The sequence below is a fragment of the Blastococcus sp. TF02A-26 genome (assembly GCF_003319125.1).
In the GTDB taxonomy this organism is placed as follows: Bacteria; Actinomycetota; Actinomycetes; order Mycobacteriales; family Geodermatophilaceae; genus Trujillonella.
This window is the reverse complement of sequence record NZ_QOHG01000004.1, coordinates 88582-108113: the sequence shown is the minus strand read 5'-3', so window position 1 is coordinate 108113 and position 19532 is coordinate 88582. Positions and strand designations below refer to the sequence as shown.

Genomic DNA, 19532 nt, shown 5'->3' with positions numbered 1-19532 from the left:
GTGACACACCTGGGAGTTCATTGATGCGCACTGGCAGGAACGCTCGCGGCATCGCCGTGACGAGCGTCGCGCTCATCGCGCTGGCCGCCTGCGGCGGCGGAGACGACGACGGCGACGACAACTCCTCCGGCGGCGGCGGCGACAGCGGCTCGTCCGGCGGCGGGGTCAACATCTACGGCTCCGACGGCAACATGGGCAGCGCGCTGGGCGACCAGTTCAGCACCCCTGGTGACCTGGCCGGCATGCAGGGCACCACGCCCCTGACCGACCTCAGCGACGACTTCAAGGCCCGGCTCGACGCGATCGACCCGGACCTCGGCGGCACGTACAACTACGCCGGCGAGACCTACGACGCGTTCGTCCTGATCTCGCTGGCCGCGCAGGCCGCGGGCAGCAGCGAGGCCCGCGACTTCGCGCCGTACATCAACGGGCTGACCTCCGGTGGCGACAAGTGCACCGACTTCGCGGCCTGCCTGGAGATCCTCAACGCCGGCGGGAACGTCGACTACGACGGTGCCTCCGGTCCGCTGGACTTCACCGAGGCCGGCGAGCCCGCCGTGGCGTCCTTCGGTCTGCTCACCTTCGGTGACGACAACGCCATCGACGACTCGCTGACCGAGTTCCAGGTCACCGGCGACGAGACCCTGGCCGCCGGCGACGAGGGCGCTCCCGCCCCGGTCGCTCCGGGCGCCACCGGCGACCCGCTGGTCATCGGCACGCTGCTGCCGCTGACCGGGTCGCTCGCCTTCCTCGGCCCGCCCGAGGTCGCCGGTGCCCAGCTGGCCCTGCAGGAGGTCAACGAGGCCGGTGGCGTGCTCGGCGCGCCGGTCCAGCTGATCGAGACCGACTCCGGTGACACCTCCACCGACACCGCGAACACCAGCGTCGACCGCCTCCTGGCGGAGAACGCGGACGCGATCATCGGTGCGGCGTCCTCGTCGGTCAGCCTCACGGTCATCGACAAGATCGTGAACGCCGGCGTCCTGCAGATCTCGCCGGCCAACACGTCCGACCAGTTCACCGACTACAACGACCAGGGGCTGTACTTCCGCACCGCGCCCCCGGACCAGCTGCAGGCGGTCCCGCTGGCCGACCTCGTGCTCGCCGACGGCAACAGCCGCGTCGGGATCCTGAACCTGAACGACGCCTACGGCACCGGTCTGCAGGAGAACGTCGCGGCGAACCTGGTCGACGGTGGCCTGGCCGAGGACGACATCCTCGCCATCACCTACGACCCGAACGCCTCGTCGTACGACTCCGAGGTCCAGCGGATGGTGGAGTTCGACCCGGACGCCATCATCGTGATCGGGTTCGACGAGTCGGCCCGCATCATCCAGGAGCTCAACGCGCAGGGCATCGGCCCGGCGGGCGAGTGATCCGACAGGCGCGCTGCCCCCGGCAGCACGCCTGACGCGCACCACCGGCAGCGGCCCGGCACCGATCTCGGTGCCGGGCCGCTGTGCGTCCGGGGGCGGGGAGGTGCCCGGCCCCGAGCGGCCACGGACGGACACCTCCTGCCCCCGCGGGCCCTGTGCGCGTCGGGCGCGTGGTGCAGGACCTCCGGAGGGACCCTCGACCCGCACCGCAGCAGCGGCCGGTGCCGGGCGCCCGAGCGGCAGCGGACGGAGGCTCCGTGGCCCCTCTGCGGGCCCTGCGCGTGCGGTGCCGGTCCTGCGGGAGCCGCACAGAACGCGCTCCACCCGCGATGGCCCTGGCCGTCGTGCCGGGAAGACGACGCCGGCCCCCTCCCCGGGTGAGGGGAGGGGGCCGGCGTCGTCGCAGCGGAGCGTCAGCAGGCGCTAGTGGGCCTTGGCGAGCGTCCCCAGGTAGAGCTCGATCACCTTGGGGTCGTGCATGAGCGACTCACCGGTGTCGGTGTAGGCGTTGCGACCCTGGTCCAGCACGTAGCCGCGGTCGCAGATCTGCAGGCACCGGCGGGCGTTCTGCTCGACCATGATGATCGAGACGCCGGTCGCGTTGATCCGGCGACAGCGGATGAAGACCTCGTCCTGGTAGGCGGGGGAGAGGCCCGCCGAGGGCTCGTCGAGGAGCAGCACGGACGGGGACATCATCAGCGCCCGGCCCATGGCGACCATCTGCCGTTCGCCGCCGGACAGCGAGCCGGCCTTCCCCTTGCGCCGCTCGCCGAGCAGCGGGAAGAGGTCGATCACGTAGTCGAAGCGCTCCTGGAACGTCTTGGGCCGCAGGTAGACGCCCATCTGCATGTTCTCCTCGATGGTGAGCGAGGGGAACACGTTGTTGTTCTGCGGCACGTAGCCCACGCCGAGCTCGACCAGGCGGTGCGCAGGGGCGGAGGTGATGTCCTCGCCGCGGAGGGTCACCGTGCCCGAACGGACGGGGATCAGCCCGAAGAGGGTCTTGAGCAGCGTCGACTTGCCGGCCCCGTTCGGGCCGATGATGCCGACGAGCTCGCCCTCCTGCAGGTAGAAGTCCGCCCCGCGCAGGATGTTGACGCCGGGCACGTAGCCGGCGACCAGGTCGTCGGCACGGACCAGGGCGCCCTCGGCGAGGCGGACGTGCTCCTCCCGGGTGGCGGCCTTCTCGGCGGGGGAGAGCTCGGCGGTGGTCGCCGCCTCCTGGGCGCGGGTGACGCCCTCGCCGGACTCGTCGACCTCGAACAGCGGCTCGCTCATCGCTGGGTCCCCTCGCCGTCGGTGCGCTCCGAGGTCAGGACCTCGCCGGTGGTGCCCTCTTCGCGGGCGATGGCCGCCTCGGCCTCGGCGAGCACCTGGTCCTCCTCCTCGATGGTGAGCGGGGCGTCGTGGTGGGCGCCCAGGTAGGCGTCGACCACGGCCTGGTTCTGGCTGATGGACTCGGGCGGGCCCTCGGCGATCACCCGGCCGGCGGCCATGACGACCACCCAGTCGCTGATGTCGCGGACGACGTCCATGTCGTGCTCGACGAAGATCACCGTCATGCCCTGCTCGCGCAGGTCCTTGACGTGCCCGAGCAGGCTCTGGGTCAGCGCGGGGTTCACGCCGGCCATCGGCTCGTCGAGCATGACGACCTTCGGGTCGCTCATCAGGGCGCGGGCCATCTCGAGCAGCTTGCGCTGACCGCCGGAGAGGGTGCCGGCGAAGTCGTCCTTCTTGGCGTCGAGCTTGAAGCGGGCGAGCAGCTCGAGGGCCTTCTCGGTGTTGGCCGCCTCCTCCTTCTTCCAGACCCCGGGGACCAGCGAGCGGAAGAAGCCCTCACCGCGCTGGTCCTTGGCGCCGAGCAGCATGTTCTGCAGCACGGTGAGCCGGGACAGCGCCTTGGTGAGCTGGAAGGTGCGGACGACGCCCAGGCGCGCGACCTGGTGCGGCGACAACCGGCCCAGCGACCGCCCGTCGAACGACCACGTGCCGGCGTTGGGCTGGTCGAACCCCGTGAGCAGGTTGAACAGCGTGGTCTTGCCGGCACCGTTCGGGCCGATCAGGCCGGTGATGCCGCCCCGCTGGATCTCGAGGTGGTCGACCGACACGGCGGTGAGACCGCCGAAGGTGCGCGTCACGCCGTCGACGACGATCGCCGGGTCGGGCTTGGCGACGCCGATCTCCCACGGGACGTCCCGCAGGGCGGCCTGCGCCAGCCGGGCCGGCGCCGCGGGGGCGCCGGACAGCTGCGAGGCCGCGGTGGCGCCGTGTGGCTGGTCAGCGGGCATCGAGCATCACCTCTCGTCGGTCACCCAGGATGCCCTGGGGCCGGAAGATCATGAGGAGCATCAGGCCCAACCCGATGATGATGAACCGGATGTAGGCGATGTCGGTGGTCGACAGCAGGTCGCCCCACTCGAAGAGGCCGAAGAACGAGTTGTCCCCGCTCACCAGCGCGGCGAGGGCACTGTCGGAGAAGGCGATGATGAACCAGAGCAGCATCGCGCCGATGACCGGTCCGAGGACGCGGGCGGCGCCGCCCAGGATCAGCGCACCGTAGGCCAGGAACGTGTTGGCGTTCTGGTACTGGTCCGGGTTCTGCGACCCGGTACCGACGGCGTAGATCATCCCGCCGAGCGCGCCGAAGATGCCGCCCAGGACCAGCGACTGCATCTTGAACGCGTAGACGTTCTTGCCCAGCGCGCGGGCGGCGTCCTCGTCCTCGCGGACGGCGCGGAGCACGCGGCCCCACGGGCTGCGCATGAGCGCCCAGACCAAGAGGCAGCTGAGGGCCACGAGCGACCACCCGACGGTGATCACCCACAGCTCACCGCCGCTCCAGCGGGTGCCCAGTATGTCGTACCGCTTGGCGACGTCCCACGGGGCGAGGGAGAGGAAGCCGCCGTTGAAGTCGGAGATGCCCTGCGTGCTGTTGGTCAGCTCGGTCGACCCGCCGGACCGGAACAGCAGGCGCAGGGCCTCGGCGGAGGCGATGGTGACGATCGCGAGGTAGTCGGCGCGCAGTCGCAGCGTGGGCAGGCCGAGCAGCAGCGCGAGGAGCACCGCCGCGGCGATCCCGATGAGGACGCCGACCCAGAACGGCAGGTCCCACTTCGAGACGGAGATGGCGATGCCGAAGCCGCCGAGCATCGCGAAGGCGATCTGACCGAAGTTCAGCAGCCCGGTGTACCCGAAGTGCACGTTGAGCCCGATGGCGAGCAGGGCGAAGAAGACCGCCTGGTAGGCGAACATCGCGCGGACGCCGAGGGTGAAGGCGTCGAGGAGATCGGCCACGGCGGTCAGCCGACCCGGGAGCGGCTGCCCAGGATGCCCTGGGGCCGGACGACGAGGATGAGGATCAAGAGGAGGAGCCCTCCGACGTATTTGACGTCGTCGCGGATGACGAGCGTGGACATCTGGACGAAGACGCCGACGATGATGCTGCCGACCAGGGCGCCGTAGGCGGTCCCGAGGCCGCCCAGCGTGACGCCGGCGAACATGAGCAGGAGCAGGCGGAAGCCCATGTCCCACTGGATCTGGTCCGACAGGCCGAGCAGCACGCCGCCGAGCGCGGCCAGCGCGCCACCCATGACCCAGACGATGAGGATCACCCGGTTCACGTCGATGCCCGACGAGGCCGCGAGGTCGCGGTTGTCGGCCACCGCGCGCATGGCCTTGCCGATCCGGGTCCGCTGCAGCATCAGCGCGACGGCGACGAGGACGACCAGCGAGATGATGATCGAGTACAGGTCGCGGTCGGTGAGCGCGAAGGCGCCGTAGTCGCGGGCGCGCTGCGACTGGTAGTCCTCGTACGGGTTGGACCGGCCGCCGTAGACGGTCTGGATCAGGTAGCGGACGGCCAGCGACAGGCCGATGGAGACCACCAGCGCCGCGACGAGCCCGGTTCCGCGCCGGCGCAGCGGCCGCCACAGGGCGAGCTCGTTGAGCGCGCCGACGAGGCCACCGATGACGACCGCGATCACCGCGGCGCCGAGCAGCGGGATGTCGGCGTCGACGTTCAGGTAGAAGGCGACGATCGCGCCGATGGTGACCAGCTCGCCGTGGGCGAAGTTGGTCAGGCCGGTCGTGCCGAAGATCAGCGACAGGCCGACCGCGCTGATGGCGATCAGCAGCCCGAAGCGCAGGCCGTCGACGAACAGCTGCACGGCGAGGATGCGGTCGCTCCCGCTGCCGCGCTGACCGTCGGACAGGCCGAAGTTGACCGGCTCGCGGCCGTTCGGCTCGACGGTCACCGTCCGGGTGTCGCCCGCGCCACCCACCGTGACGTTCTCGGGCAGCGAGTCGGTGTCGAGGGTGACGACGTACTCGCCGGGACCGGGCACCGGCACGGAGAACCGGCCGCGCTCGTCGGTCTCGCCCTCGCCCACCTCCTGCCCGTCGGGGGTCTCGACGGTGATGGTGACCCCGGCGATGGGTCCCGTGGCGCCGGTGGTCAGCGTTCCGCGGACCTGCTCGCCGGCCGCCGAGGCGACGCCCGGCGTCAGGGCGGCGATCGCGAGGCCGAAGAAGGTGACCAGCAGCAACCGCAGGACGGTGTACCGGTGCCGCGAGGACCGGTGACCGGAGGTGCCGGTCTGCCCTGCGGAGGGGGACGACGTCCGACGGGGGTCTTCCCGGCGGACGCGGCTTGGCGCGTGCGTCACGCGTGCTCCCTGCGTGTGAGTGGAGCGTGGACGTTAACCCAGAGATGTTGCACAACTGTTCCGTGGCCGGACAGCTGTGACCGTTCCGCGACCAGGCACTCCCGTCACCGCCGTCACGCCGGCGGCGCGTCGGAGGGGCCCGGGGTGTCGGCGGTGCCATCCTGCGCGCACCGTCCAGGGGAGGCATCCGGTGCCCGCATCCGGTTCTCGGTCCCACGTCCGGACCCGCGTCGCGCGGCCCGGCGACCTGCCCGTCGTCCTGTCGCTGGTCCGCCAGCACCGGGCCGACTCCCACGCCGAGGGCGTCCTCACCGGTCAGGCGCCGGGGTCGGCGGCCGCGGCCGGGTTCCGGCGGCTGCTGGCCGATCCCGAGCACGTCGTCGTCCTCGCGGTCCTGCCGGGCGGGACCACCCACTCGGGTGACACCCCGGGGGACGAGGTCGTCGGCCTCGCCGTCCTCGGGCTGGATCCGCTGTCGGCCGTGCTCGGCGTCCCGCAGGTGACCGTGGACAACCTGGTCGTGCACCGGGACCACCGGCGCCGCGGTGTCGGGGCGGCCCTGCTGGCCGCCGCGGCCGAGCACGCCGAGCGGTGCGGCGCCGACCACGTCGTCGCCGCCGTCGGGCCCGATGCGGAGCGGCAGCGCTTCTTCGCCCGCATGGGCTTCGCCCCGCTGCACACCCGCCGGATCGTGCCGCGGGAGAACCTGCTGCGGGCCCTGGCCGGCTGGCAGCGCGGCGGCGTCGCCGTCCCCGCGCCGCGCCGCGCGCGTCCGCGCCGGCCGCTGCCGGCCCGGGTGCTGCCCGCCCTGGGCCGGGCGCTGGAGGTCTGAGCCTCAGCTCGCCAGCGTCATGCAGGTCAGCCGTGCGGTGGCGGTGACCCGGCCGGTGTCGTCGGTGACCTCGACCAGGAAGGTCGACAGCGTCCGGCCGCGGCGGACCGGTGTGGCGACGGCGGTGACGGTGCCCGATGTGGCCGCCCGCAGGTAACTGGCGTTGAGCTCGACGCCCACCACCCGACGATCGGGACCGGCGTTGAGCGCCGCGGCCCACGAGCCCACGGACTCCACCAGCGCGCAGGTGGCCCCGCCGTGCAGCAGTCCGTAGGGCTGCTCGTTGCCCTCGACCGGCATCGTCGCGACCGTCCGGCCGGGGTCGAAGTCGGTGATGCGGATGCCGAGCTTGTCGTCGAGCGGGCTGGTCTGGCCGGCGGGGATCCAGGCGGGGGGTGCGGAGACGGTCACGGGTCTGCACGGTAGGACTCCGCGCTCCGGCTCCTGTCGGTGGGCGGACCTAGGATCGCGGGCGATGTCCGCACCGGTCACCACCTCCGCGCCCGCCGCCCCCTCCACGCCGGACGGGGCACGTCCCCGCCTGCTGCTGCTCGACGGGCACTCGCTGGCCTACCGCGCGTTCTTCGCGCTCCCGGTCGAGAACTTCTCGACGACGACGGGGCAGCCGACGAACGCCGTCTACGGCTTCACCTCGATGCTGATCAACGTCCTGCGCGACGAGCAGCCCAGCCACCTCGCCGTGGCCTTCGACGTCGGCCGCAAGACGTTCCGCAGCGAGATCTACGCCGAGTACAAGGCCAACCGGTCGGAGAGCCCCACCGACTTCCGCGGCCAGGTCAGCCTCATCCAGGAGGTGCTCGCCGCGCTGCACGTCCCGGTGATCACCGCCGAGAACTACGAGGCCGACGACGTCATCGCCACCCTCACCGTGCAGGCCGTCGCCGCCGGGATGGACGTGCTGATCTGCACCGGCGACCGGGACGCGCTCCAGCTGGTCAACGAGCACGTCACCGTGCTGTACCCGCGCAAGGGCGTCTCCGACCTGACCCGGTTCACGCCGGAGGAGGTCGAGACCAAGTACGGCCTGACCCCGACGCAGTACCCGGACTTCGCGGCGCTGCGCGGCGACCCCAGCGACAACCTCCCCAGCATCCCGAGCGTGGGGGAGAAGACCGCGGCGAAGTGGGTGCGGGAGTACGGCTCGCTCGACGCGCTGGTCGACCAGGTCGACACGGTCAAGGGCAAGGTGGGGGAGAAGCTGCGCGAGCATCTGTCCTCGGTGCTGCAGAACCGGCGGCTCACCGAGCTCGACCGCGCGGTGCCGCTCGAGGTCGGCCCGTCCGACCTCGCCGTCCAGGCGTGGGACCGCAACGAGGTGCACACGCTCTTCGACAACCTGCAGTTCCGGGTGCTCCGGGACCGGCTGTTCGCCACCCTGACCAGCGCCGAGCCCGAGGTCGAGGGCGGCTTCGAGGTCACCGAGGACGACGTGGCGCCCGGCGGCCTCGGTGCATGGCTGGCGGAGCACGCCACCGGCCGCACCGGGCTGGTGTTCCGGGGCACGTGGGGCCGCGGCACCGGCGAGCTCACCGGCCTGGCCCTGTCCGCCGGCGACGACCACGCCACCTTCGTCGACCTCGGCCCCGACCTGGACGCCGCCGACGAGCAGGCGCTGGCGGCCTGGCTGGCCGACCCCGACCGGCCCAAGGTCGCCCACGACGTCAAGGGCCCGCTGCTGGCGGTCTGGTCGCGGGGCTGGGAGGTCCAGGGCCTGGTCAGCGACACCGCGCTCGCCGCCTACCTGACCAACCCCGGCCAGCGGTCGTTCGACCTGGGCGACCTCGCGGTCCGGTACCTGCGCCGGGAGCTCAAGGACGCCGCCGCCCCCGAGGGTCAGCTCACCCTCGACGGGCTGGGTCCGAGCGAGGCGGACCTCGCGGCCGAGGCAGCGCACGCCGACGTCCTCAAGGCGGTGGCGGTCAACGACCTGTCCGACGCGCTCGAGCAGCTCCTCGGCCAGCGCGGCGGTGACTCGCTGCTCGGCGGCATCGAGCTGCCCCTGACCCGGGTGCTGGCCGCCATGGAGTACCGGGGCATCGGAGCCGACCTGGACTTCCTGCACGACCTGCAGAAGGAGTTCGCCGACGGCGTCGCCGCGGCCGCCGCCGAGTGCTACGCCGTCATCGGCCACGAGGTGAACCTCGGCTCGCCCAAGCAGCTGCAGACGGTGCTGTTCGACGAGCTCGGGCTGCCCAAGACCAAGAAGATCAAGTCGGGTTACACCACCGACGCCGAGGCCCTCACCTCGCTGCTGGCGCAGACCGGGCACCCGTTCCTCGAGCACCTGCTGCGGCACCGCGACGTGACCCGGCTGCGCACGGTCATCGACGGACTGATCCCGATGGTCGACGACGGCGGCCGCATCCACACGACCTTCCAGCAGACGATCGCGGCCACCGGGCGGCTGTCGTCCACGGACCCGAACCTGCAGAACATCCCGATCCGCACCGCGGAGGGGCGCCGCATCCGGCAGGCGTTCGTGGTCGGCAGCGGGTTCGAGTCGCTGATGACCGCCGACTACAGCCAGATCGAGATGCGGATCATGGCCCACCTGTCCGGCGACGAGGGCCTGATCGAGGCCTTCACGTCGGGGGAGGACCTGCACTCCTTCGTGGCCTCCAAGGCCTACGACATCCCGATCGACCAGGTCGACCCGGAGATGCGCCGCCGGATCAAGGCGATGAGCTACGGCCTGGCCTACGGGCTGAGCGCCTACGGGCTCGCCCAGCAGCTCCGGATCACCCCCGAGGAGGCGCGCGGTCAGATGCACGCCTACTTCGAGCGCTTCGGCGGGATCCGCGACTACCTGGACACCGTGGTCGACGAGGCGCGCAAGACCGGCTACACGGTCACCACGCTCGGCCGGCGCCGGTACCTGCCGGACCTGACCAGCGACAACCGGCAGCGCCGGGAGATGGCCGAGCGGATGGCCCTCAACGCCCCGATCCAGGGCTCGGCGGCCGACGTCATCAAGGTCGCGATGCTGCGGGTGGAGCGGGCCATCGCCGCCGAGGGTCTGCGCTCGCGGATGCTGCTCCAGGTGCACGACGAGCTCGTGCTCGAGGTCGCGCCGGGGGAGCGGGACGCGCTGGAGACCCTGGTCCGCCGCGAGATGGCCGGCGCTGCCGAGCTGTCGGTGCCGCTGGAGGTCTCGGTGGGCTTCGGCCGGACGTGGAACGACGCCGCCCACTGAGTGATCTGCGGTCCTCCGGACCGCACCGCGGCCACGTGCCGTCCCGACCAGGGGGGAGCCGTTGCCCATGTCGCCGTCGGGAGGTCCTCCGGACCCCCGCTTCGGATCCACTCGGGCCGGGAGGCGTCCCCGGCTCGAGTGCCGTCGCGACCCCGGCCTCGTGCTCCGCGGAGGTCGGCGTGAAGACCCGCAGCGGCTTCACCGTCGAGTCGGTGACCCGCGTCGGGGACGCTGGAGGGGCACCCGGTCTCGGGCGAGGAGGCGTTCGTCCTGTCCCGGGCCGACGACGGCGTCGTCCACCTGACCCTGCGGTCGCTCACCCGGCCGGGTCGCGGGGTCTGGCGGCTCGCGTTCCCGGCCGTCCTCGTCGCGCAACGGTGGTACCGCTGGCGCTACCGGCGGGCACTGCGCAGCTGAGGCCGCCGGACCCTCGACCTGAGGTTAAGGCTCAGGGTCGGTGGGTGACCAGGATCAGCGTGCCGGGCACGAGGGCGCCGCGGGCGGGGGACCACTGGCCCCACTCCTGGGTGCGACCCGGCGTCCACTCCGGCTCGACCAGGTCGTCCAGCACCAGCCCGGCGCCCACGACGGCCCGCACCCAGTCGCCGACGGTGCGGTGGTGCTCGACGTAGGTGGCCCGCCCGTCGTCGTCGGTCTCCACGTACGGCGTCCGGTCGAAGTAGGACGACGTCACCGTCAGGTCCGCCGGGTCGGGGGAATCCGGCAGCGGCCAGCGCATCGGGTGGTTGACCGAGGCCACGAACCGGCCGCCGGGCCGGAGCACCCGGGCCACCTCCCGCAGCGCCCCCTCGACGTCGGCCACGAACGGCAGCCCGCCGAACGCGGAGCAGACGACGTCCACGCTGGCGGCGGCCAGGGGCAGCGCCCCCACGTCGGCCTGCAGCAGGGGGACGGGCAGACCGGTCGCCCGGTTGAGCTCCGCGGCACGGGCGAGCATCCCGGCCGACAGGTCCAGCGCGACGACGTCCGCCCCGGCCCGCCGCAGCCAGCGGGCGCAGGGCGCGGACCCGCAGCCCACCTCGAGCACCCGTCGGCCGGCGACGTCCCCGAGCAGGTGCGCGTCGGCCTCACGCAGCCCCTCGGGGCACCACAGGAAGTCGACGTCGCCCAGGTCGTCGCCGTGCTCGGCGAGGTAGGCCGGCGCTGCGGCGTCCCACCACAGCCGGTTGGCCCGCACGGATTCGTCGTCGCCCGCGCGGCGCCGGGCGACGCCTCCGGCGGCCGGGTATCCGTCGGGACCCAGGGGGAGACTCATCGCCGTCGAGGGTGACACGCCGTGGTCGGCGGACCGGTCGCGGACCCAGGTGGACCCGGACCCCTCGGGCTCCGTACCATGGGGAGTGCGCCAGAGGTCTGTCAACGCTGTCCCTGCTCGGGGCCCTGTCCTTCCGAGCATCGATGCGCGCGCCGGCGCTCCCCGCGGTCACCCGGCCGCGGGACGTCCTGTCCCTACGCATCCCCCGTCCGGAGCACTCGACCACATGACCTCCACCCAGGTCCGTCCTTCCAAAACCCCCCAGGTCGCCATCAACGACATCGGTAGCGCCGAGGACTTCCTCGCCGCCATCGACCAGACGATCAAGTACTTCAACGATGGCGACATCGTCGAGGGCGTCATCGTCAAGGTCGACCGGGACGAGGTGCTGCTGGACATCGGCTACAAGACCGAGGGCGTCATCCCCTCGCGTGAGCTCTCCATCAAGCACGACGTCGACCCCAACGAGGTTGTCAAGGTCGGCGACGAGGTGGAAGCCCTGGTCCTCCAGAAGGAGGACAAGGAAGGCCGCCTGATCCTGTCCAAGAAGCGCGCCCAGTACGAGCGCGCCTGGGGCACGATCGAGGCGAAGAAGGAAGCCGACGAGGTCGTCACCGGCACCGTCATCGAGGTCGTCAAGGGTGGCCTCATCCTCGACATCGGCCTGCGCGGGTTCCTCCCCGCCTCGCTGGTCGAGATGCGCCGCGTCCGCGACCTGCAGCCCTACGTGGGCCGCGAGCTCGAGGCGAAGATCATCGAGCTCGACAAGAACCGCAACAACGTCGTCCTCTCCCGTCGCCAGTGGCTGGAGCAGACGCAGTCCGAGGTCCGCAGCGAGTTCCTCAACAAGCTCGCCAAGGGTCAGGTCCGGTCCGGCGTCGTCTCCTCGATCGTCAACTTCGGTGCCTTCGTGGACCTGGGCGGCGTCGACGGCCTGGTGCACGTGTCCGAGCTGTCCTGGAAGCACATCGACCACCCGTCCGAGGTCGTCGAGGTGGGCCAGGAGGTCACCGTCGAGGTCCTCGACGTCGACCTGGACCGCGAGCGCGTCTCCCTGTCGCTGAAGGCGACGCAGGAGGACCCGTGGCGTCAGTTCGCCCGGACCCACCAGATCGGCCAGGTCGTGCCGGGCAAGGTCACCAAGCTGGTGCCGTTCGGTGCGTTCGTCCGCGTCGACGAGGGCATCGAGGGCCTGGTGCACATCTCCGAGCTGGCCGAGCGCCACGTGGAGATCCCGGAGCAGGTCGTGCAGGTCGGCGACGAGATCCTGGTCAAGGTCATCGACATCGACCTGGACCGCCGCCGGATCTCGCTGTCGCTCAAGCAGGCCAACGAGGGCGTCGTCGGCGAGGAGGACACCTTCGACCCGGCCGCCTACGGCATGGCTGCGTCCTACGACGAGCAGGGCAACTACATCTACCCCGAGGGCTTCGACCCGGAGACGGGCGAGTGGCTCGAGGGCTTCGACGAGGCCCGCGAGGCGTGGGAGAAGCAGTACGCCGAGGCGCAGGCGCGCTACGAGGCGCACCGCAAGCAGATCGCCGCTGCCAAGGAGGCCGACGCCGAGGCCGCCGCGGGTGGGAACTACTCCTCGGGCGGTGACGTCGAGACGACCGACGCGTCCGGTGGCACCCTCGCCAGCGACGAGGCGCTCGCCGCGCTGCGGGCCAAGCTCGCCGGCGGGGAGTGAGCTCAGCGCCACGGTGGTGAGCTGACAGTCCGACCACGGAGGCCCAGGACCGACAGGTCCTGGGCCTCCGTGCTGTCCGGGGCGGTTGTCCTGCCGCGAGGACTGTGCGCCTGGCGACCGATCCGACGTCGGAACCGTCACCAGGCGCACAGCGCCCGTGGGGCGGTGCTACAGGCTGAGGATGATCGCGAAGGCGGTGCGCGGACGGCCGCCCGAGCCGGCGAGGAACGACCAGGTGTGGCGGCCGGCCGGCGCGCTGGTGGTGAGCCAGCGGAGGAAGGCGTTGCGGGGCCCGGCGACGGCCTCGCGCTGCGCGAGACGCTCCCGGACGCCGGGCAGGTCGCTGGCGCGCACACCGGAGGGCCGGTCGAGCCGGTGCCGGCCGCGGGCGCCCGCGGGGGACGTCGGGACGGTGGCCTGCATGGAGCGTGACATCGCGGTTCTGCCTCTCTCGGCGGGGAAGATCGCCGAGGCGGACGTTATGAGCCGTGACGGGTGTGACTGGTGCGACGCGCCGGACAGGACGGGCTCGTGTTACCTGTCCGTGATCGTCGCCGGGGTGCTGGCTACTGTCCGTGCGTGCTGCGCATCGGGTTGACGGGCGGGATCGGGTCGGGGAAGAGCACCGTGTCGCGGCTGCTCGCCGAGCGGGGAGCGGTCGTCGTCGACGCCGACGCGATCGCCCGCGAGGTGGTCGAGCCGGGGACCGTCGGGCTGGCGGCCGTGGTGGCCGCCTTCGGAGACGAGGTGCTCGCCGCCGACGGGACGCTGGACCGGCCCGCGCTGGGCGCGATCGTCTTCGCCGACCCCGAGGCCCGCGGCCGGCTGAACGCGATCGTGCACCCGCTGGTGCGCGAGCGGGCGGCAGAGCTGGCCGGCCAGGTCCCCGCGGACGGCGTCGTGGTGCACGACATCCCGCTGCTCGTGGAGTCCGGCCAGGCGGCGGGGGAGGCGCGGAGCGCGCACGACCTCGTGCTGGTGGTGGAGACCGACCTGGACACCCGGCTGGCCCGGCTGGTGCAGCGCGGGATGACCGAGGACGACGCCCGCGCCCGGATCGCCGTCCAGGCCACCGACGAGGAGCGCCGCGCCGTGGCCGACGTCGTCCTGGACAACAGCGGGACGCCCGAGGAGCTGGCCGCCCAGGTCGACCGGTTCTGGGCCGAGCACGTGGCGCCCCGGCTCGGCTGACCGGGGCCGGAGACGACGAGAGGCCCCGACCGTCCGGTCGGGGCCTCTCGTGCCGGTGGGCGATACTGGGTTCGAACCAGTGACCTCTTCCGTGTCAGGGAAGCGCGCTACCACTGCGCCAATCGCCCGGGGTCCGGTCTCTCGACCGGCCCGCTCCACCGCTCTCGCGAGCGAGACGAGGTGGAGACGGGATTTGAACCCGTGTAGACGGCTTTGCAGGCCGTTGCCTCGCCTCTCGGCCACTCCACCGCACACACGAGCGCCGGTCTCGCGACCAGCGCCCGAGGTTCCGAGCGGACGACGGGATTCGAACCCGCGACCCTCACCTTGGCAAGGTGATGCTCTACCAACTGAGCCACGTCCGCGTTGCAGGGAGAACATTACACGGCCCCTGAACCGCTTCGAGGGGGGGTCCCCCCTCGGGGTCAGCGACCCCCCGGGTCCGCGCCGCCGCCGGACAGCAGGGCCGCCAGCTCGTCGTCCACCTGGAGCACCGCCGCCTCGGTGCCCACCGGGACGAGCTGCTCGGTCTGCCGCAGGAACGCCGCGACGGCATTGCGCGACACCTCGAACAGCGCCTCGCCCGACGGTGCCCGCAGGTGCAGGAAGAGGACGTCGCCCGTGGTGCGGGCCGGCCACAGCCGGACGTCGCCCTCGCCGGCCGGCCGGTCCAGCCCGGCGCGCAGCAGGTCCCGGGCCAGCAGCCAGGAGATGCCGTCGTCCCCCTGGGGGTCGCCGAAGCCGATCCGGACCGCGTAGGGGTCGGCGACGTCGTAGTCCAACGTCGCCGGCACCTCGGTCCACGAGTGCGGTCCGACGAGGTGCAGCGTCGTGCGGGTGGTGTGTCCGGAGGTGGAGCGGCTCGCCATGACCGGGGAACGACCGAACCGTCGTGTGGTTGCGCCCCCACGACGCCCGGGCGTGTCGTCGTCCGACGAGGTTCCCCCGAACGGGGTGAACCGACGTCCTCGCCCGTTCCGAATGCCGCGTGTGACCATGGGAACCGTGACCCGCCCCGCGCGCCGACTCGGGGACGATCCCGGGGACGCCGACATCGTCGCCCGGCTCTGCCAGGGCGACCGCTCGGCCGTCGACGACCTGTACGACCGGTTCCGCCGTCCCGCGTTCGCCCTGGCCCGCCGGGTGCTCACCGACGACGTGCTGGCCGAGGACGTGCTACAGGACGCCTTCCTCGCCGTGTGGCGCGACCCGACCGCCTACGACAGCACGCGCGGGAGCTTCTCCTCCTGGTTCCTGGCGATGGTCCACCACAAGGCCGTGGACGCCGTCCGGCGGGAGGAGTCGCAGCGTCGTCGCCAGGTGCGCGCCGAGCAGGAGGTCGTGCTGGCGGTGCCCACCGCGACCGCGGACGTCGAGGACGACGCCTGGACCCGGGTGGTCGCCGAGCAGGTCCGCACCGCTCTCGGCAGCCTCCCCGACGCCCAGCGCGAGGCGCTGACCCTCGCCTACTACGGCGGGTACACCCAGCGGGAGGTCGCCGCCCTCACGCGCGCGCCGCTGGGCACGGTGAAGACACGCATGCTCGCCGGCATGCGCCGGCTCAAGAAGGACCTGGGCGGCGTCGCGGGCGCCGCCCTCGGCGGTGCCCTGGGGCAGGCCGCGGTGGACGGGACGAACCGATGATCGACCAGGGGGCCGGGGCGGGCCCGGACCGGCACGAGCCCTTCGACGAGCTGGCGGTCGGCTGGGCGCTGCACGCCCTGGAGCCGGAGGACGACGCGGTCTTCAGCGCGCACCTGCCGGGCTGCGCCCGCTGCGCGCGCACCGTCGCCGAGACCGCCGAGGTGATGGGCGCCATGGCCACCGACCTGCCCCAGGCGGAGCCGAGCACCGGTCTGCGCGAGCGGCTGCGGGCCGCCGTGGAGTCCACCGAGCAGGTGTCCCGCCCGGAGCCGCCGCAGCCCGTCGCGCCGCCGCAGGTCGTGCCGCTGGCGCCGCGCCGCGCCGCGCCGGCCCCCTCGGCCGCCGAGGACCGCCCGCCGGCCGTCGTCGGGGTGGGGGACGGCACCCGGCCCGCGTGGCGACGGGTCCTGCCCAACGCCCTGGTCGCCGCCGCGGCCGCGGCCGTCCTCGGCCTCGGCGCCTGGAACGTCGTGCTCGACGACGCCCGGGACGACGCGGTCGCCAGCGCCGCGGAGCAGACGCGCATCGTGGAGTCGCTGCTCGAGCCCGGCACGGCGACGGTCGCGCCGCTCACGGAGGACGGCGAGCGGGTGGCCACCGTCGTGGCCCGGGACGCCCAGGTGCAGGTCGTCACCCAGGGGCTGGGGCCCAACGACCGGGAGTCGGAGACCTACGTCGTGTGGGGGATGACCGACGACGAGGCGCCCGTCGCGCTGGGGACCTTCGACGTGGTCCGGTCACAAATCGACGTCCGGACCGTAGGCTCCACCTCGACCGGGCTCGACGACTACAGCGGCTACGCCATCAGCATCGAGCCGGGCCGGGAAGCTCCGGCGGAACCGTCGGAGGTCGTGGCGACCGGGTAGGTGACCAGCTGAGCGAGCAGGAGACGGTGGCGGCCCCCGGGGCAGCCCTGCCGACACCGCGCAGCGGCGAGCCGGCCGGGCTGGACGCCGCGCGGTCGGCCGAGGAGCGCCGGGCGCACTTCGCCGACGACGGCGTCCACTCGCTGCGCGAACGCGTGGCCGAGTCGGCCTGGCGCCGCCGCATCGCCGCCCGGCGCAGTGTCGACCACGCCTACCGGGTCTGCGTCGGCATCGTCGGTGGCGTCGTGGTCGCGTTCGGCCTGGTGACCATCCCGCTGCCCGGTCCCGGCTGGCTGACCGTCATCGCCGGCCTGTTCGTCCTGGCCAGCGAGTTCTTCTGGGCCGAGCGGCTGCTGGAGTTCACCAAGCGGCACGTCAAGGCGTGGACCGACTGGCTGGGCCGGCAGCCGATCTGGGTACGGGGGCTCATCGGGCTGGCCACCGCGGCCTTCGTCTACGGCGTCCTGGTGGTCACGCTGCACCTCACCGGCGTCCCGGACTGGGTGCCGGGGTGGGTGCCGCTCTGGCGGTAGGCGTCTGGCACAATCGGATGCGCAGCGGGCGATTGGCTCAGTGGTAGAGCGCTTCGTTCACACCGAAGAGGTCACTGGTTCGAACCCAGTATCGCCCACCGGCACGAGGGCCCCAGGTCGGTCGACCTGGGGCCCTCGTCGTGCGTCCGGCCGGTATCAGTCCGTGGCGGGGCCGTAGGTCAGGTGGACCACGCCGTTGGACAGCGGCTGCGCGTCCAGCAGCGACAGCGGCGTCCTCGCCGTCCCCTCCGGGAACAGCCGGATGCCGCTGCCCACCGCCACGGGGTAGACGTACAGGTGCAGCTCGTCGGCCAGCCCGTCGGCGACCAGTGCCCGCACCAGGGTCGCGCTGCCGCTGACGTAGAGGTCGCCCTCGGCCTTGAGCGCGCGGATGCGGTCGGGGTCGTAGCCGCCCAGCACCGCCGAGTTCCGCCAGACCGCCTCGGCGTCGGTCAGCGTGGAGGACACGACGTGCTTGGGGGTGTCGTTGAAGAACGGCGCCCCGGGGTCGTCCTCCACGGTCCGGGTGGACCAGGCCGGGGCGAACATCTCGAAGGTGGTGCGGCCGAGCAGGATGCCCGTGGCCGGTGCCGTGATGGCCCCGATGGACGCCGCGAGGTCGTCGGGGAAGCCGTAGTCCATCGTCCACATCGGGGCGTCGACCACGCCGTCGACGGTGGTGAACTCGTGTACCCGGAGGGCGCCCATGTCCTGCTCCTGCTCTGTCCAGGGGCGCCCGGTGGCGCCGCCAGTGCGGATGTCGAGGGGGAGACCCGCGCCGGGCCGCCGACTCATCGGTGGCTAGCGTGCCTCGTCGTGCCCGCACTCTCCCGCCTCGTCTCCTCCCGCTCGTTCCCCGAGGGCTGGCTCCGGGAGGGCGTCCACGCACCGCACTTCCTCGTGGTCGACGCGGTGTCCCAGGTCTGGGAGGAGGTGCTGATCGGTCTCGGGGACGACCTGCTCCACCCCCGCCACCTCGCGGTGGTCCGGGTGGCCTTCGACTACCGCCACGAGGTCTTCGTGGCGCCGGGCGAGTTCGAGGTGGACGTCGTCCGCATCGGCCGGACCTCCGTCGAGCTCGCCGTCCGCCTGCACCGGGGCGGGCGGCCCGTCGTCGACGCGCAGGTCGTGCTCGCGAACGTGGACGACGACCGCACCGCGGCCGTGCCCCTGTCCGACCGCCAGCGCGCCGCCCTGGAGACGATCGCCGTCCCGCGGGAGGTCCCGGCCCCCTGAGCCGGCGGCGGGATCGGCGTCCGGGGCGGACCATGGGGGAGTGCCCCAGCCCGACCGCGCCGCCCGGCTGACCGCGGCGCTGGTGCGCGACGGCGCCACCTGCATCTGGTGCGGGCGGACGCTCGGAGGGCTGGTCCCGGCGACCACCGAGCACGTCGTCCCGCGGGTCAAGGGCGGTCCCTCCTGGGCCGAGAACGAGGTGGCGGCCTGCCGGCGCTGCAACGCCGCCCGGGGGCACGCCGCGCCGGTGGAGTGGCTGGAGGAGTGCCGGCGGCGCGGCTGGTCGCCGGACGCGCCGCGCCTGGAGCGGGCGCTCACCGACCTGGCCGCCGCCATCGCGGCCCGGGGTGGCCAGCGCCGCGCGCGTCCCTACATCGACGCCCAGCTCCGCCGGCTGCGCAGGCGCGCCCCCCGCGCGGCGGGTGCGTAGCGTCGCGCCGGTGAGCACGGTGGTCGGGGTCGTCGAGCAGGTGCTCGTGTACCCGGTGAAGTCGGCGGGCGGCCGGTCGGTTCCGCAGGCGCACGTCGACGCCGACGGCCTGCGCGGCGACCGGGTGCACGCCGTCGTCGACGCCGTCACCGGTGAGCCGGTGCGGGCGAGGACCGCGCCGCGGCTGCACGAGGTCGCCGCCACGGGCGACGTCGACGCCGACACCGCGGCGCTGAGCGCGGTGCTCGGCCGGCCGGTGCGGCTCGCCGCACCCGATGCGGGGCCCCAGGGTGCCGCCGTGCACCTCGTCAGCCGCCGGGCCGTCGAGCTCGCGGCGACCGGGGAGGTGCCGGCCGGCTGCTCGGCCGAGGACCCGCGGGCCAACCTGGTGCTCACCCTCCACGCCGCCGACGACGAGCGGACCTGGGTCGGCCGGGAGCTCCAGGTGGGGGAGGCGGTCCTGCGCCTGACCCGACTGCCGAAGCACTGTCTCGGGGTCTACGCCGACGTGCTGCGGCCCGGCGCGGTCGCGGTCGGGGACCCGGTGTCGCTCACCGGCGCGGAGCCGGCGCGCCGCTAG

21 protein-coding genes and 4 tRNA genes are annotated in these 19532 nt (G+C 73.0%); 13 read left to right on the top strand and 12 right to left on the bottom strand.

The window, feature by feature from the left end:
* The first annotated feature begins 56 nt into the window (after positions 1 to 56).
* Positions 57 to 1376 carry an ABC transporter substrate-binding protein gene (locus tag DQ240_RS05895; RefSeq protein WP_369831997.1) on the top strand — a complete coding sequence of 440 codons (1320 nt, stop codon included), beginning with the start codon at positions 57 to 59 and terminating at the stop codon, positions 1374 to 1376.
* A 423-nt stretch (positions 1377 to 1799) separates the two neighbouring features.
* On the opposite strand, the gene DQ240_RS05890 is transcribed toward DQ240_RS05895, so the two are convergent.
* From DQ240_RS05890 to DQ240_RS05875, 4 genes are read right to left on the bottom strand one after another with little or no spacing between them, the layout of a single operon-like run.
* Positions 1800 to 2654 carry an ABC transporter ATP-binding protein gene (locus tag DQ240_RS05890; RefSeq protein WP_199589098.1) on the bottom strand — a complete coding sequence of 285 codons (855 nt, stop codon included), beginning with the start codon at positions 2652 to 2654 and terminating at the stop codon, positions 1800 to 1802.
* Positions 2651 to 3664, bottom strand: coding sequence for an ABC transporter ATP-binding protein (locus DQ240_RS05885; protein WP_113838689.1), 1014 nt, complete (start codon positions 3662 to 3664; stop codon positions 2651 to 2653). The genes DQ240_RS05890 and DQ240_RS05885 overlap by 4 nt, the downstream gene beginning before the upstream one ends.
* Positions 3654 to 4670 (bottom strand): branched-chain amino acid ABC transporter permease, encoded by a 1017-nt coding sequence (locus tag DQ240_RS05880; RefSeq protein ID WP_199589097.1) that lies wholly within the window; start codon positions 4668 to 4670, stop codon positions 3654 to 3656. Before DQ240_RS05880 ends, DQ240_RS05885 begins: the two co-directional genes overlap by 11 nt.
* Positions 4671 to 4675: 5 nt before the next feature.
* Positions 4676 to 5920, bottom strand: coding sequence for a branched-chain amino acid ABC transporter permease (locus tag DQ240_RS05875; protein WP_233498532.1), 1245 nt, complete (start codon positions 5918 to 5920; stop codon positions 4676 to 4678).
* Between the two features lie 310 nt (positions 5921 to 6230).
* Between DQ240_RS05875 and DQ240_RS05870 the strand changes: the two genes are divergently transcribed.
* On the top strand, positions 6231 to 6872 hold the full coding sequence (locus DQ240_RS05870; protein WP_158548548.1) for a GNAT family N-acetyltransferase: 642 nt from the start codon (positions 6231 to 6233) through the stop codon (positions 6870 to 6872).
* Between the two features lie 3 nt (positions 6873 to 6875).
* Here DQ240_RS05870 and DQ240_RS05865 read toward each other — a convergent pair whose 3' ends face one another.
* Positions 6876 to 7283: a PaaI family thioesterase gene (locus tag DQ240_RS05865; protein WP_113838687.1), complete on the bottom strand. Its 408-nt coding sequence runs from the start codon at positions 7281 to 7283 to the stop codon at positions 6876 to 6878.
* A gap of 64 nt (positions 7284 to 7347) precedes the next feature.
* Between DQ240_RS05865 and polA the strand changes: the two genes are divergently transcribed.
* Positions 7348 to 10086, top strand: a complete 2739-nt coding sequence (gene polA, locus DQ240_RS05860) for a DNA polymerase I (RefSeq protein WP_113838686.1) — start codon at positions 7348 to 7350, stop codon at positions 10084 to 10086.
* 231 nt (positions 10087 to 10317) lie between these two features.
* A complete protein-coding gene (locus DQ240_RS24490; RefSeq protein ID WP_113838846.1) occupies positions 10318 to 10503 on the top strand; it encodes a DUF1990 family protein in 186 nt (61 codons plus the stop codon).
* A gap of 31 nt (positions 10504 to 10534) precedes the next feature.
* Here DQ240_RS24490 and DQ240_RS05850 read toward each other — a convergent pair whose 3' ends face one another.
* On the bottom strand, positions 10535 to 11362 hold the full coding sequence (locus tag DQ240_RS05850) for a class I SAM-dependent methyltransferase (RefSeq protein WP_113838685.1): 828 nt from the start codon (positions 11360 to 11362) through the stop codon (positions 10535 to 10537).
* A gap of 226 nt (positions 11363 to 11588) precedes the next feature.
* Between DQ240_RS05850 and rpsA the strand changes: the two genes are divergently transcribed.
* Entirely contained in the window at positions 11589 to 13052 is a 1464-nt protein-coding gene (rpsA, locus tag DQ240_RS05845) for a 30S ribosomal protein S1 (protein ID WP_113838684.1), read from the top strand.
* Positions 13053 to 13220: 168 nt separating this feature from the next.
* Here rpsA and DQ240_RS05840 read toward each other — a convergent pair whose 3' ends face one another.
* Positions 13221 to 13475 carry a hypothetical protein gene (locus DQ240_RS05840; protein ID WP_233498531.1) on the bottom strand — a complete coding sequence of 85 codons (255 nt, stop codon included), beginning with the start codon at positions 13473 to 13475 and terminating at the stop codon, positions 13221 to 13223.
* 156 nt (positions 13476 to 13631) lie between these two features.
* On the opposite strand from DQ240_RS05840, the gene coaE reads away from it, so the two are divergent.
* On the top strand, positions 13632 to 14243 hold the full coding sequence (coaE, locus tag DQ240_RS05835; RefSeq protein WP_113838682.1) for a dephospho-CoA kinase: 612 nt from the start codon (positions 13632 to 13634) through the stop codon (positions 14241 to 14243).
* Between the two features lie 56 nt (positions 14244 to 14299).
* On the opposite strand, the gene DQ240_RS05830 is transcribed toward coaE, so the two are convergent.
* The 4 genes from DQ240_RS05830 to DQ240_RS05815 form a co-directional block, all read right to left on the bottom strand.
* Positions 14300 to 14371, bottom strand: a tRNA-Val gene (locus tag DQ240_RS05830).
* 50 nt (positions 14372 to 14421) lie between these two features.
* Positions 14422 to 14492 (bottom strand) — tRNA-Cys (locus tag DQ240_RS05825).
* Positions 14493 to 14535: 43 nt separating this feature from the next.
* Positions 14536 to 14608, bottom strand: a tRNA-Gly gene (locus DQ240_RS05820).
* 60 nt (positions 14609 to 14668) lie between these two features.
* A complete protein-coding gene (locus tag DQ240_RS05815) occupies positions 14669 to 15112 on the bottom strand; it encodes an SsgA family sporulation/cell division regulator (RefSeq protein WP_113838681.1) in 444 nt (147 codons plus the stop codon).
* Positions 15113 to 15239: 127 nt separating this feature from the next.
* Between DQ240_RS05815 and DQ240_RS05810 the strand changes: the two genes are divergently transcribed.
* The 4 genes from DQ240_RS05810 (at position 15240) to DQ240_RS05795 (ending at position 17384) form a co-directional block, all read left to right on the top strand.
* Entirely contained in the window at positions 15240 to 15887 is a 648-nt protein-coding gene (locus DQ240_RS05810; RefSeq protein ID WP_233498555.1) for a sigma-70 family RNA polymerase sigma factor, read from the top strand.
* On the top strand, positions 15884 to 16753 hold the full coding sequence (locus DQ240_RS05805) for an anti-sigma factor domain-containing protein (RefSeq protein ID WP_113838679.1): 870 nt from the start codon (positions 15884 to 15886) through the stop codon (positions 16751 to 16753). The genes DQ240_RS05810 and DQ240_RS05805 overlap by 4 nt, the downstream gene beginning before the upstream one ends.
* A gap of 26 nt (positions 16754 to 16779) precedes the next feature.
* Positions 16780 to 17286, top strand: a complete 507-nt coding sequence (locus tag DQ240_RS05800) for a TIGR02611 family protein (RefSeq protein ID WP_233498530.1) — start codon at positions 16780 to 16782, stop codon at positions 17284 to 17286.
* Positions 17287 to 17312: 26 nt separating this feature from the next.
* Positions 17313 to 17384: transfer RNA gene (locus DQ240_RS05795), tRNA-Val, on the top strand.
* Positions 17385 to 17442: 58 nt separating this feature from the next.
* Here DQ240_RS05795 and DQ240_RS05790 read toward each other — a convergent pair.
* Positions 17443 to 17994 carry a dihydrofolate reductase family protein gene (locus DQ240_RS05790; protein ID WP_113838678.1) on the bottom strand — a complete coding sequence of 184 codons (552 nt, stop codon included), beginning with the start codon at positions 17992 to 17994 and terminating at the stop codon, positions 17443 to 17445.
* Positions 17995 to 18102: 108 nt separating this feature from the next.
* On the opposite strand from DQ240_RS05790, the gene DQ240_RS05785 reads away from it, so the two are divergent.
* From DQ240_RS05785 to DQ240_RS05775, 3 genes are read left to right on the top strand one after another with little or no spacing between them, the layout of a single operon-like run.
* Complete coding sequence (locus tag DQ240_RS05785) at positions 18103 to 18522, top strand: thioesterase family protein (protein ID WP_113838677.1); 420 nt, start codon at positions 18103 to 18105, stop codon at positions 18520 to 18522.
* Between the two features lie 40 nt (positions 18523 to 18562).
* A complete protein-coding gene (locus DQ240_RS05780; RefSeq protein WP_113838676.1) occupies positions 18563 to 18952 on the top strand; it encodes an HNH endonuclease in 390 nt (129 codons plus the stop codon).
* 10 nt (positions 18953 to 18962) lie between these two features.
* A complete protein-coding gene (locus tag DQ240_RS05775; protein ID WP_233498529.1) occupies positions 18963 to 19532 on the top strand; it encodes an MOSC N-terminal beta barrel domain-containing protein in 570 nt (189 codons plus the stop codon).

Coding starts and splice junctions, on each gene's coding strand:
- DQ240_RS05815 (WP_113838681.1), bottom strand. CDS start 15,112: ATGGCGAGCCGCTCCACCTCCGGACACACCACCCGCACGACGCTGCAC.
- DQ240_RS05810 (WP_233498555.1), top strand. CDS start 15,240: ATGGGAACCGTGACCCGCCCCGCGCGCCGACTCGGGGACGATCCCGGG.
- DQ240_RS05805 (WP_113838679.1), top strand. CDS start 15,884: ATGATCGACCAGGGGGCCGGGGCGGGCCCGGACCGGCACGAGCCCTTC.
- DQ240_RS05840 (WP_233498531.1), bottom strand. CDS start 13,475: ATGCAGGCCACCGTCCCGACGTCCCCCGCGGGCGCCCGCGGCCGGCAC.
- DQ240_RS05850 (WP_113838685.1), bottom strand. CDS start 11,362: ATGAGTCTCCCCCTGGGTCCCGACGGATACCCGGCCGCCGGAGGCGTC.
- DQ240_RS05890 (WP_199589098.1), bottom strand. CDS start 2,654: ATGAGCGAGCCGCTGTTCGAGGTCGACGAGTCCGGCGAGGGCGTCACC.
- DQ240_RS05790 (WP_113838678.1), bottom strand. CDS start 17,994: ATGGGCGCCCTCCGGGTACACGAGTTCACCACCGTCGACGGCGTGGTC.
- polA (WP_113838686.1), top strand. CDS start 7,348: ATGTCCGCACCGGTCACCACCTCCGCGCCCGCCGCCCCCTCCACGCCG.
- DQ240_RS05885 (WP_113838689.1), bottom strand. CDS start 3,664: ATGCCCGCTGACCAGCCACACGGCGCCACCGCGGCCTCGCAGCTGTCC.
- rpsA (WP_113838684.1), top strand. CDS start 11,589: ATGACCTCCACCCAGGTCCGTCCTTCCAAAACCCCCCAGGTCGCCATC.